Origin of the sequence: Aeromonas sp. s10, assembly GCF_040907975.1 — a bacterium.
Lineage (GTDB): Bacteria > Pseudomonadota > Gammaproteobacteria > Enterobacterales > Aeromonadaceae > Aeromonas > Aeromonas caviae.
The window spans coordinates 1-12,679 of sequence record NZ_JBFOCV010000021.1; the positions used below are offsets into that span (position 1 = coordinate 1).

At 61.8% G+C, this 12,679-nt stretch carries 8 protein-coding genes; 6 read left to right on the forward strand and 2 right to left on the reverse strand.

Going from position 1 to position 12,679, the window contains the following annotated elements; all coding sequences use genetic code 11:
- Positions 1-223: 223 nt before the first annotated feature.
- Positions 224-1,570, reverse strand: a complete 1,347-nt coding sequence (locus AB5Y59_RS05230) for a Na+/H+ antiporter NhaC family protein (protein ID WP_039040381.1) — start codon at positions 1,568-1,570, stop codon at positions 224-226.
- A gap of 316 nt (positions 1,571-1,886) precedes the next feature.
- Between AB5Y59_RS05230 and dapB the strand changes: the two genes are divergently transcribed.
- The 6 genes from dapB (at position 1,887) to AB5Y59_RS05260 (ending at position 12,357) form a co-directional block, all read left to right on the forward strand.
- Positions 1,887-2,699, forward strand: coding sequence for a 4-hydroxy-tetrahydrodipicolinate reductase (gene dapB, locus AB5Y59_RS05235; RefSeq protein WP_010675190.1), 813 nt, complete (start codon positions 1,887-1,889; stop codon positions 2,697-2,699).
- 659 nt (positions 2,700-3,358) lie between these two features.
- On the forward strand, positions 3,359-4,495 hold the full coding sequence (gene carA, locus AB5Y59_RS05240) for a glutamine-hydrolyzing carbamoyl-phosphate synthase small subunit (protein ID WP_139737688.1): 1,137 nt from the start codon (positions 3,359-3,361) through the stop codon (positions 4,493-4,495).
- 16 nt (positions 4,496-4,511) lie between these two features.
- Positions 4,512-7,736, forward strand: a complete 3,225-nt coding sequence (carB, locus tag AB5Y59_RS05245) for a carbamoyl-phosphate synthase large subunit (protein WP_103242930.1) — start codon at positions 4,512-4,514, stop codon at positions 7,734-7,736.
- A gap of 503 nt (positions 7,737-8,239) precedes the next feature.
- A complete protein-coding gene (gene leuA / locus AB5Y59_RS05250; protein WP_041213099.1) occupies positions 8,240-9,898 on the forward strand; it encodes a 2-isopropylmalate synthase in 1,659 nt (552 codons plus the stop codon).
- A gap of 244 nt (positions 9,899-10,142) precedes the next feature.
- The gene (locus AB5Y59_RS05255; RefSeq protein WP_368211605.1) at positions 10,143-11,048 is read left to right on the forward strand and encodes a GGDEF domain-containing protein; all 906 of its coding nucleotides are present in this window, start codon (positions 10,143-10,145) and stop codon (positions 11,046-11,048) included.
- Positions 11,049-11,193: 145 nt separating this feature from the next.
- Positions 11,194-12,357 (forward strand): DUF1615 domain-containing protein, encoded by a 1,164-nt coding sequence (locus AB5Y59_RS05260; RefSeq protein ID WP_268453318.1) that lies wholly within the window; start codon positions 11,194-11,196, stop codon positions 12,355-12,357.
- A 67-nt stretch (positions 12,358-12,424) separates the two neighbouring features.
- Here the strand turns inward: AB5Y59_RS05260 and AB5Y59_RS05265 are convergent, their stop codons facing one another.
- Entirely contained in the window at positions 12,425-12,664 is a 240-nt protein-coding gene (locus tag AB5Y59_RS05265) for a hypothetical protein (protein WP_052224769.1), read from the reverse strand.
- Positions 12,665-12,679 lie beyond the last annotated feature (15 nt).

Sequence of the window (12,679 nt, forward strand, 5' to 3'; positions counted from 1 at the left end):
TCCTGGAAGCGCTCGACCAGCTGTTGGGCCGCCGCCTGCTGCTCGGCCTGGCTCAGGCTTTTTCTGCGCTGGCGAATGAGCTGGCGCAGGTTCTGGCGTTCGGGTTGGGTATCCGGCATGGGGACTCCTGGGCAAAGGTGGGCTGGCGCTACCTTAGCAAGGGGCCGACGGGATGAAAAGCTGATGGCGGGGCCGCCAGCCGGGCGGCCCCTGAGGTCGGGTGTCAGGAACGGTGGGGGGCGGGAGCCACTGCGCCCATCTGGTGCTTGAGGAAGACAGCCACGATGGCGGCCAGTGCCAGCGCCATGGGGTAGAAGCTCATGCTCACGACCAGGATCGGCGAGAGGGCGAAGATGGAACCCAGCAGCAGCGCCTGGGCGCCCCAGGGAATCAGCCCCTGTACCACGCAGGAGAAGATGTCCAGCATGGAGGCGGCGCGGCGCGGGGTGACCCCGTGATGGTCCGCCAGATCCCTGGCCACCTTGCTCGCGACTATGATGGCCACGGTGTTGTTGGCGGTGCACAGGTTGGTGAGGCTCACCACGCCGGCGATGCCGAGCTCGGCCGCCTTCTCGTTCTGTTCGCCATCGTGATGGCGGGTGAAGCGCGCAATCAGGGCGGCGATGCGCTCACTTATCCATGCGAGCCCCCCCTGGCGTTCCATCAGGGCACCCAGACCGCCGATGAGCATGGAGAGCAGGAAGATCTCCTGCATGCTGGTAAAGCCCTGATAGATGTCCTTGCTGAACTGGCCGAGAGAGTAGCTGCCAAGCAGCCCCACGCCACCGGCCGCCAGGATGCCGAGCCCCAGTACCATGAAGACGTTCATGCCAGAGAGGGCCAGCACCAGGATCAGCAGATAGGGGGCGACCTTGAGCAAGTCCGCCTCGGCGGTGGGGGCCGGCGCTTCACCGGTGGAGCCCAGCACCAGATAGAGCAGGATCACCAGCACGGCGGCGGGGGCGGCAATCTTGATGTTCTCGCGAAACTTGTCCTTCATCTCGCAGCCCTGGCTGCGGGTGGCGGCGATGGTGGTGTCGGAGATGATGGAGAGGTTGTCCCCGAACATGGCGCCGGAGAGGATGGTCCCCGCCATCAGCATCGGATCGATGCCGGCGGCCTGGGCGACGCCCAGCGCCACCGGTGCCACGGCGCCGATGGTGCCCATGGAGGTACCCATGGCGGTGGCAATGAAGGCAGAGATGAGGAAGAGCCCCGGCAGCAGGCACCAGCCCGGAATGAGGGAGAGACCGAGGGCGACCGTGGCATCCACCCCGCCGGTGGCCTTGGCCACGGTGGCGAAGGCGCCCGCCAGCAAATAGATGAGGCACATGGCCATGATGTTGCTCTCGCCCACCCCCTTGAAGAAGGTCTCGAGGTTCTTGTTGAACCCCTCGCGTCCCATCAGCAGGGCCAGCATGACGGCGGGCAGGGCGGCAACGGGGGCGGGGAGCTGGTAGAAGGCGAACTCGACCCCCTGCAGGGTCAGCCAGGTACCGGTACCGATGAAGAGGGCAAGAAAGACCAGAAGGGGCAGCAGGGCTCTGGCACGGGGTTGGGTCTGGATCATGTGTTCCTCGAAACTTGAACAATGACCTCCTGTCGTTGCCTGTGGCGCCTCCAGGGCGGGCACAGGGCGGGCATCCTGCCACCATGGGGGGCCAACAGTAGTGAGTCGGCCCGCCCGGGTCAAGATAGCCGTCCAGATGGATAGGGCTTTTTACTTCTTGATTCTGACTTGTCTGGTAATTCCGTTATTTATTCTGTTTTTAATGAATTTATCGTTTAAATGTCGGGGTGGTTTGGCGGGCCAGATCGGGCTTTTCAAAGGGGGCGCGGGCTGGTAAAACGGTCTCTTTCCATAATAAAGAGATGAGAGGGTGGAGATGGACAATCCGATCCGTGTGGCCGTGATGGGCTGTAATGGTCGTATGGGCAAGGTGCTGCTGGAGGCTATCGCCAACGCCGAGGGCGTGGTGGTGGGAGCGGCGCTGGAACGACCGGGCTCTGCCGTGATAGGTCTGGATGCGGGTGAACTCAACGGCCTGGGGCGCCTTGGCGTCATCATCAGCGACAGTCTGGAGAAGGTGAAGGACGAATTCGATCTCATCATCGACTTCACCCGCCCCGAGGTGACCCTGGCGAACCTCGCCTTTGCACTGGCGCATGGCAAGCAGATGGTGATCGGCACCACCGGCTTTGACGAGGCGGGCAAGGCGGCCCTGCACGAGGCGGGCAAGCAGATCGGCATCGTCTTCGCCTCCAACTACTCGGTCGGGGTCAACCTGGTGTTCAAGCTGCTGGAGCAGGCGGCCAGGGTGATGGGGGAGTACACCGACATCGAGATCATCGAGGGGCACCACAGACACAAGGTGGATGCTCCGTCCGGCACCGCGCTCTCCATGGGGGAAGTGGTGGCGAAAACCCTGGGCCGGGATCTGAAAGAGTGCGCCGTCTATGGCCGTGAGGGGATCACCGGTGAGCGGGATCGCAACACCATCGGCTTTGCCACCATCCGCGCCGGGGATCTGGTGGGGGAGCACACCGTCATGTTCGCCGACATCGGTGAGCGGGTCGAGATCAGCCACAAGGCTTCCAGCCGTCTGACCTTCGCCAACGGTGCAGTGCGGGCGGGTAAGTGGCTCGGCCAGCAAGGGGCCGGTCTCTATGATATGCAGGATGTGCTCGGTCTGAAATAAACCGTCTTCAGGGGGAGTGCAGACTCCCGTACTGGTTGCCAAACCCCGGTCCGCCGGGGTTTTTTGTCACTTTTTTGTAGAAATAAGCCTTAATCATCACTTTTTGAGTGAACCTCGCTAAATCCTGCCATTCTTACAAGCCTGCCACCCTCTTGCGACAAAAATGTCATCAAGGGGTAACGGGTTTGGGTCTCAATATTCCCCTGCGGGGGGCATTTCGCCTTGATGTGAAATAGACTAAAAATGCAATCCAAGAAAAACGTTTTCTATTCTTGGTGTTCACTTTTCTGGCTTCAAATGGTGTTTTTGCTGTTGTGTTGTTTATTTTTTAATTTTCTATCTTGCTGTTTATTAAGTGGTAAATTTGGTTTTTTGTACGTTGCATGGCATCGGGCGCCGCTTTGTTGTCTGTGTTTGGCTTTTCTTTTTGAAGAGGGGGTTGCAAAGCGAGTGAGTGCATAGATAATGGGTAATGTTGCTTGTTTATTGAATTTAGATGCATTTCAAACGAGAAAAGACGTTGAAATGAGATCGTTTTTAAGTAGAATGCGCCCAATTTGCCAGAAATCTGCCGGGTTCGAGTCCTGTCAAAGACCGGAACCGAGCCCGCAACACCCAGGTAAATTGCTGAATTTAAAGCTAAATAACTGGAGGTTGTCTTGAATCACACTGCATTGCTAGTGCTGGAAGATGGAACTGTGTTCAAAGGCGTGTCGATAGGCGCCGAGGGATGTTCCGTTGGTGAAGTGGTTTTCAACACGTCGATGACGGGTTATCAGGAAATCCTCACAGATCCCTCCTATTCCCGTCAGATCGTTACCCTCACTTACCCCCATATAGGCAACACCGGCACCAACAGCGAAGATGAAGAGTCCAGTCAGGTCCATGCTCAGGGCCTCATCATCCGGGACCTTCCGATACTGGCCTCCAACTTCCGCAATCAGCAATCCCTCTCCGATTACCTCAAGTCCCACAACATCGTTGGCATCGCCGACATCGACACCCGCAAGCTGACCCGCATCCTGCGTGAAAAAGGCGCCCAGGCCGGTTGCATCCTGGCCGGCAAGCAGCTCGATGAAGCCCATGCCCTCGAACAGGCCCGCGCCTTCCCCGGTTTGAAGGGGATGGACCTGGCCAAGGAAGTGACCGTGAGCGAATCCTACAGCTGGACTGAAGGCAGCTGGCAGCTCGGCAAGGGCCACGTCACCCCGGCGGCCGATGAGTTGAAATACCACGTGGTGGCCTACGACTTCGGCGTGAAGCGCAACATCCTGCGCATGCTGGTGGACCGTGGCTGCCGCCTGACCGTGGTGCCGGCCAAGACCCCGGCCGCCGAGGTACTGGCGATGAATCCGGATGGCATCTTCCTCTCCAACGGCCCCGGCGACCCCGAGCCGTGCGACTACGCCATCGAGGCGATCAAGACCTTCCTTGATACCAGCACCCCGGTGTTCGGTATCTGCCTGGGTCACCAGTTGCTGGGCCTGGCCTCCGGCGCCAAGACCATCAAGATGAAGTTCGGCCACCACGGTGCCAACCACCCGGTGAAGAGTCTGGACGACAACACCGTGATGATCACCGCCCAGAACCACGGCTTTGCGGTGGACGAGCAGACCCTGCCCGAGTGCCTGCGTGCCACCCACGTCTCCCTGTTCGATGGGTCGCTCCAGGGCATCCATCGCACCGACCGTCCGGCCTTCAGCTTCCAGGGTCACCCCGAAGCGAGCCCGGGCCCGCACGATTGTGCCGGTCTGTTCGACCACTTTATTGAATTGATTAAGCAGTATCGCGCCTAAGAGGATAAAGAGAGCCATGCCAAAACGTAACGACCTACAGAGCATCCTGATCCTCGGCGCCGGCCCTATCGTCATCGGTCAGGCCTGCGAATTCGACTACTCCGGCGCCCAGGCGTGCAAGGCCCTGAAAGAAGAGGGCTACCGCGTCATCTTGGTGAACTCCAACCCGGCCACCATCATGACCGACCCGGAGATGGCCGACGCCACCTACATCGAGCCCATCACCTGGGAAGTGGTGCGCGAGATCATCAAGAAAGAGCGCCCGGACGCCATCCTGCCCACCATGGGTGGTCAGACTGCGCTGAACTGCGCCCTGGCGCTGGAGCAGCATGGCGTGCTCAAGGAGTTCGGTGTCGAGATGATCGGCGCCACCGCCGACGCCATCGACAAGGCCGAGGATCGCTCCCGCTTTGACAAGGCCATGCGCAGCATCGGTCTCGAGTGCCCCCGTGCCGGCATCGCCCACAACATGGAAGAGGCCTGGGGCGTGCAGCAGATGGTAGGCTTCCCCTGCATCATCCGTCCCTCCTTTACCATGGGTGGCTCGGGCGGCGGCATCGCCTACAACACCGAAGAGTTCGTGGAGATCTGCGAGCGCGGTCTGGATCTCTCCCCGACCAAGGAGCTGCTCATCGACGAGTCGCTCATCGGCTGGAAAGAGTACGAGATGGAAGTGGTGCGGGATCGCAACGACAACTGCATCATCGTCTGCGCCATCGAAAACTTCGACCCCATGGGCATCCACACCGGTGACTCCATCACGGTCGCGCCAGCCCAGACGCTGACCGACAAGGAGTACCAGATCATGCGCAACGCCTCCATGGCGGTGCTGCGCGAGATCGGTGTCGAGACCGGCGGCTCCAACGTCCAGTTCGGCATCAACCCCAAAGACGGCCGCATGGTCATCATCGAGATGAACCCGCGGGTGTCGCGCTCCTCTGCGCTGGCCTCCAAGGCGACCGGTTTCCCCATCGCCAAGATCGCCGCCAAGCTCGCCATCGGTTACACTCTGGACGAGCTGATGAACGACATCACCGGTGGTCGTACCCCGGCCTCCTTCGAGCCGGCCATCGACTACGTGGTGACCAAGGTGCCGCGCTTCAACTTCGAGAAGTTCGCCGGTGCCAACGACCGTCTGACCACCCAGATGAAGTCCGTGGGTGAAGTGATGGCCATCGGCCGCAACTTCCAGGAGTCCCTGCACAAGGCCCTGCGTGGTCTCGAGACCGGCAAGACCGGCTTCGACCCCATGGTTGACCTGAACGCCCCCGACTCCCTGACCCGCATCCGTCACGAGCTGCAGGATGCTGGTGCCGAGCGCATCTTCTACATCGCCGACGCCTTCCGCGCCGGCCTCTCCATGGACGGCGTGTTCAAGCTGACCAAGATTGACCCCTGGTTCCTGGTGCAGATTGAAGAGTTGGTGAAACTGGAAGAGCAGGTGAAAGAGCGCGGCATGGCCGGTCTTGACGCCGACTTCCTGCGCGCCCTCAAGCGCAAAGGCTTTGCCGACGCCCGTCTGGCCAAGATCCTCGGCGTGGCCGAAGGTGAAGTGCGTAAATTGCGTGCCCGCCACAACATCTTCCCGGTCTACAAGCGGGTCGATACCTGCGCGGCCGAGTTCGCTACCAACACCGCCTACATGTACTCCAGCTACGACGAGGAGTGCGAGGCCAACCCCACCAACCGCGACAAGATCATGGTCATCGGTGGCGGCCCGAACCGTATCGGTCAGGGCATCGAGTTCGACTACTGCTGCGTACACGCGGCCCTGGCCCTGCGCGAAGACGGTTACGAGACCATCATGGTCAACTGCAACCCGGAAACCGTCTCCACCGACTACGACACCTCGGACCGTCTCTACTTCGAGCCGGTGACCCTGGAAGACGTGCTGGAAATCGTGCGGGTCGAGCAGCCCAAGGGCGTCATCGTCCAGTACGGCGGCCAGACTCCACTGAAACTGGCGCGGGCATTGGAAGCGAACGGCGTGCCGGTGATTGGTACCAGCCCGGATGCTATCGACCGCGCGGAAGATCGCGAGCGCTTCCAGTCCGCCGTTGAGCGTCTGGGGCTCAAGCAGCCGGAAAACGGCACCGTCACCGCCCTGGAGCAGGCCGTGCAACTGGCCACGCGCATCACCTACCCGCTGGTGGTTCGCCCCTCCTACGTGCTGGGTGGCCGCGCCATGGAAATCGTCTATGACGAGCAGGACCTGCGCCGCTACTTCGCCGAGGCAGTGAGCGTCTCCAACGAGTCGCCGGTGCTGCTGGACCGCTTCCTGGACGACGCCACCGAGGTTGACGTGGACGCCATCTGCGACGGCGTTGACGTGGTCATCGGTGGCATCATGGAGCACATCGAACAGGCCGGCATTCACTCCGGTGACTCCGCCTGCTCCCTGCCGCCCTACACCCTGTCCAAGGCGATTCAGGACGAGATGCGCGAGCAGGTGCGCAAACTGGCGCTGGAACTTGGCGTGGTCGGTCTGATGAACGTGCAGTTCGCGGTGAAAGACAACGAGATCTACCTCATCGAGGTGAACCCCCGTGCCGCCCGTACCGTGCCCTTCGTCTCCAAGGCCACCGGCGCTCCGCTGGCCAAGATTGCCGCCCGCGTCATGGCCGGTCAGAGCCTGAAAGAACAGGGCTTCACCACCGAGATCATCCCGCCCTACTACTCGGTGAAGGAAGTGGTACTGCCGTTCGCCAAGTTCCCGGGTGTGGACCCGCTGCTGGGGCCGGAAATGCGCTCCACTGGCGAAGTCATGGGGGTGGGCAGCAGCTTCGCCGAGGCCTATGCCAAGGCGCAGCTGGGTGCCGGTCACCAGGTGCCGAGCGAAGGTCGCGCCCTCTTGTCCGTGCGCCACGGCGACAAGGAGCGGGTGGTGAACCTGGCCGCCAAGCTGCTGGAGCTGGGCTATGACCTTGACGCCACCCACGGCACCGCCGTGACCTTGGGCGAGGCGAGCATCAACCCGCGTCTGGTCAACAAGGTGCACGAGGGGCGTCCGCACATTCTGGATCGCATCAAGAATGGCGAGTACACCTACATCGTCAACACCGCCGAGGGTCGTCAGGCCATCCAGGATTCCAAGCAACTGCGCCGCGGCGCCCTGCAGCACAAGGTGGCCTACACCACCACGCTGCACGCGGCCTTCGCCACCTGCATGGCGATCAGCGTGGATGCCACCGCCAACGTCAACTCGGTGCAGGAGCTGCATGAGAGGGTGAACAACCGCTAAGAGCACCGGCAGCACACTGCCCGCTCGATGCACGCAAACCCCGCCAGCAATGGCGGGGTTTTTTATTGCCTGCGCCCTGCCACTTCCGGGGGGGCGCCAGCAAGGAAGATGGGTGAGATGGCGAATAATCCATCGGGAGTGGTGATACTCACCCCGCTATTGGGCATTCACAGCATCCATATTGCTTAATCGACATGAAATGGTGCAATCTTCGCAATCTCTCGCCCCCACGACCTCCCTATACTGGGTGCTCATACAAACAAGGTCGTCTGCGCCGACACACCGAAAGGTGGCGTGCGAGAGGATCAGCGCCCGCAGCCCGATCCGGCTGCCGTGGCCGGCCCCGGTGACCGACGGGGGCCGCAGGAAAACCGGTCGCGGGGTTACCGCCGCGCGACTCGTCAGGGCCGGTGTTACCGCACCAACCCGCTTCCCCTCCTTGCCCCACCCGCCTGTCGGCCCGGTCGTCCAGCGCCTCGCCCATCCGTCAAGGGAATCTGAATATGAGCTTCGATCATCGCAAATACCGCCGTGCCCCCGTGATCAACCTGGCGGATCGCCAGTGGCCCAACCGGGTACTGGAGCGGGCACCGCTCTGGTGCGCCGTGGACCTGCGCGATGGCAACCAGGCGCTGGTCGAGCCCATGACGGTGGCCCAGAAGCTGCAAATGTGGGCGCTGATGACCCACATCGGTTTCAAGCACATCGAGGTGGGCTTCCCGGCGGCCTCCCAGCCCGACTTCGATTTTGTGCGCGAACTCATCGAGCGCAACCTCATCCCCGATGACGTCACCATCCAGGTGCTGGTGCAGGCGCGCGAAGATCTGATCGCCCGCACCTTCGAGGCGCTCAAGGGGGCGAAGCGGGCCATCGTTCACGTCTACAACTCGGTCAACCCGACCCAGCGCAACTATGTGTTCAACTCAGGCAAGGACGGGGTCAAGGCCATCGCCGTGCAGGGGGCGCGCTGGGTGAGGGAGTATGCGGCCCGCAATCCGGGCACCGAGTGGAGTTTCCAGTATTCTCCGGAGAGCTTCAGCAGCACCGAGGTGGAGTTCGCCGTCGAGGTGTGTGACGCCGTCATCGACGAGTGGCGTGCCGCTGCCCGTCCCATGATCCTGAACCTCCCCGCCACGGTGGAGGTGAGCACCCCCAACGTGTTTGCGGATCAGGTGGAGTGGTTCTGCCGACACCTCAAGGCGCGACCCGAGGTGAGCATCTCCATCCACACCCACAACGACAGAGGCTGCGGGGTGGCCGCCGCCGAGCTGGCGGTGCTGGCGGGGGCGGATCGCATTGAGGGCACCCTGCTCGGCAACGGGGAGCGCACCGGCAACATGGACATCGTCACCATGGCCATGAACCTCTACAGCCAGGGGATTGACCCCGAGCTGGACCTGTCCGACATGGATGCCATCGTCGCCACCGTGGGGGCCTGCACCCAGATTGCCCTGCACCCGCGCCACCCTTATGCCGGCGAGCTGGTCTACACGGCGTTTTCCGGCAGCCACCAGGACGCCATCCGCAAGTCTCTCGCGGCAGAAAAACCGGATCACTACTGGGACGTGGCTTACCTGCCCATCGATCCTGCCGATCTCGGTCGCAGCTACGAGGCGGTGATCCGCATCAACAGCCAGTCCGGCAAGGGAGGGGTGACCTATCTGCTGGAGCGTGACCTCGGTCTGCAACTGCCGCGCTGGCTGCAAATCGACTTCAGCCGCCGGGTTCAAGCCGAGGCTGAGGCGAGCAGCAGCGAAATCAGCCCGGAGCAGATCCGCACCCTGTTCGAGCAGCACTATCTTGAGCCGGCCCACGGCTATCGCATCGGGCGCTTCCAGCTCGGTCATGACAGTCAGGAGAGCCTGCGCCTGGAGTTGCAGACCCCCCACGGCACCCTGCAATTGTGTGGTGAAGGGGAGGGTGCCATCACGGCCCTGGTCAACGGCTGGCAGCGTCAGACCGGCATGCACATCGATGTGCTGGATTACTCCGAGCATGCGCTCACCGCCGGCACCGAATCCCGCGCCGCCGCTTATGTGCTGCTGAGCGTCGAGGGCACCCGGATGTGTGGCGTCGCCGTCGGTCGCGACGTGGTCAACGCCTCCCTGCAGGCGGTGATCAACGGCGCCGCCCAGCATCAGGCCCTGCGCCAGAGCGCCTGAGGCGGCACTGCCCGCCTGCCGTGAGGGCGAGCAGGGAAGGGCCGCCCACTCCGATGTCACGGCAGATCGCGCCGTCCCTGTTGCAACAATCCCCTGACCCATATGGTGAGGGGATTGTTTTTTATGGAAAAATCGGCCCACAATATCAGTGATTTGCCACCAGGAATGCCGTCGGGGTTCGCTGGCGATGGCAGCCAATGGCTGCCATTCGGGATAGAAGACATGCGCGCTTGGAGCCCAAAACATGATGAAGACTCCCCTCAGGTTATCCGTTCACCCCGCCCGGTTCTTCTCGCTTCCTCCCTGCCGTCGTCTCGCGCTGGTGAGCCTGCCCTGTCTGCTGCTGCTGACGGGGATCCTGGCCGGGGCCAGTTTTGATCCCCTGGCGGAGCACAACCTCTATACCGTCGGGGCTCTGGCCGAAGCGCTCAACGTGTTGACCCTGATGTTCATGTTCTGGGTGGTGCAGTGTGCCCAGATCACCTTGAAAACCTATCTCTCCCTCACCGGCGGGCTGACCCTCTGGCTCGTCTCCGGCGTCATCGATCTGATGGATGAGGCCTATTTCCAGCCCTGGTGGCTCTCCACGGTGGAAGACAGCCTGCGCACGATCGGCATGCTGGCCTCGGCCTGGGGTGTGCTGCTGATGGTGCAGCAGATGTATGGCACCCAGATGCGGCTCTCCTCCCTTGCCATGTCAGACGAGCTGACCGGGCTCTCCAATCGCCGGGCGTTTCGCGCCGTGCTGGAGGCGCACGGAGAGGAGGGGACGCCGCTCCTGCTGCTGGATCTCGATCACTTCAAGCTGATCAACGATCGCTATGGCCACGCCATCGGCGACAATGTGCTGCGTGAATTCAGCACCCTGCTGCGCCAGCTCTGCCCATTGGATGGGGTGGTGGCACGCCTTGGGGGAGAGGAGTTTGCTATCTGGCTGCCCGGCATGACGGGCGATAAGGCCCGTGCGCTGGCGGAGCAGATAAGGTGCGCGACCGAAGAGCTGGTCTCAGGTGACGGGGTAAGATTCACCGTGAGCCTTGCCCTGGGTATCAGCCAGAGCGGGGAGGGAGTGGATGCCCTGCTCCAGCGCACCGATCTCGCCCTCTATCAGGCCAAGCATCTGGGACGAAACCGGGTGGAGCTGGCGTGATGGCGCCAGGGGATGCCGCAGCCAGCGGGCCAGCAGGTTCATCCGCCTTCATCTTGTCAGACTTGTTCCCTACAATGTCCGCCTCCATGCATTCGAGCCCTCTCATTCGCGATGAAGGGCAGGTCCCGCTCTTCAGGAAGCCTTCATGATCTCCTCTCACTCCTTGTTTGATGCCCATTGGCGCTGGCTGTCACTGCTTACCCTTGCCCTGCTGTCGGGTTGTGCCAGCGAGCCTCCCGCCCCGACCAGCACGGCGACGCCGGCGGGGCGCCCCACGCCTAAGGCGATGCAGCCGCAAAAACCGGCCGACATGAAGAGCCGCATCGTGCGTTTCCTGCCGCGCAACGTGGTGGACAAGCCGGGCTGGGCCAATGACGTGGTGACGGCGCTCACCACCCAGGGGCTGACGGTGAGCGATCACAACGTCTGCAGCGTGCTGGCGGTGGCGGAGCAGGAGGCGACCTATCAGGCGGACCCCGTGGTGCCCAACCTCAACAAGATTGCCTGGAAGGAGATCAATGCCCGTGCCGGCAAGCTGCTCATCCCCGAGTTCATGGTGCGCACGGCCCTCTCCATCCAATCCCCCACCGGCAAGAGCTATGCTGAGCGTATCGACAAACTTCGCACCGAGCGGGAGATGAGCGAGATCTTCGAAGACATGATAGGCAGCGTCCCCATGGGCAAGCAGCTATTTGGCAACCTCAACCCGGTGCGCACCGGCGGCCCCATGCAGGTGAGCGTCGCCTTTGCCGAAGCCAACGCCCGTGGCTACCCCTATCCCGTGAAGGAGTCCGTTCGCCACGAGGTGTTCACTCGTCGGGGCGGCATCTGGTTTGGCACCAAACACATCTTCGGCTATCCCGCCGACTACCCGGATACCCTCTATCGCTTCGCCGACTTCAATGCGGGCTGGTACGCGAGCCGCAATGCGGCCTTCCAGGCGGCGGTAAGCCGGGTGAGTGGCAAGCCCCTGGCCCTGGACGGGGATCTCATCCGCTACGACTCCGATCTGCCCGGCAAGACCGAACTCGCGGTCCACAGCATCGCCAGCCGCGTCAACATGAGCAAGCAAGCCATTCACCAGAGCCTGAAGCTGGGGGACAGCAGCGACTTTGCCAAAAGCGATCTCTACCACAGGGTCTTCGCCCTGGCCGACAAACAGGCCGGGACACGGCAACCCCGCGCCATCTTGCCCGGTATCCAGCTAAAGAGCCCCAAGATCACCCGCAACCTCACCACCGCCTGGTTTGCCAAGCGGGTGGATGACAGGGAGCAATCCTGCGTACGGAAGATGGCGACAATTAAGTGATGAGGCGTTTGGTCAGTAAGAAATATAACAGCCGGTTGCCATGATTAATGACAACCGGCTGAAGTCATTAATAGGCTCTCCAGCGATACCCCTTGGCCTGCATACAATCGGTGATGACTTCGTTTTTTTCCTCATCAGAGATATTGTTCAGACGGATCTCATATTTGCATTGAGACAATGCAGTGAGAGTGTCATCGTGTGACACGCCCTCTTTTCTCCATGTTGGCTGCGGGTCAGATGCGCAGGATGTCAGCAATATACTCATGCTGGCGATCACCATTGTTACCGATATTTTTTTTATGCTCATTCATCAATTCCTTTG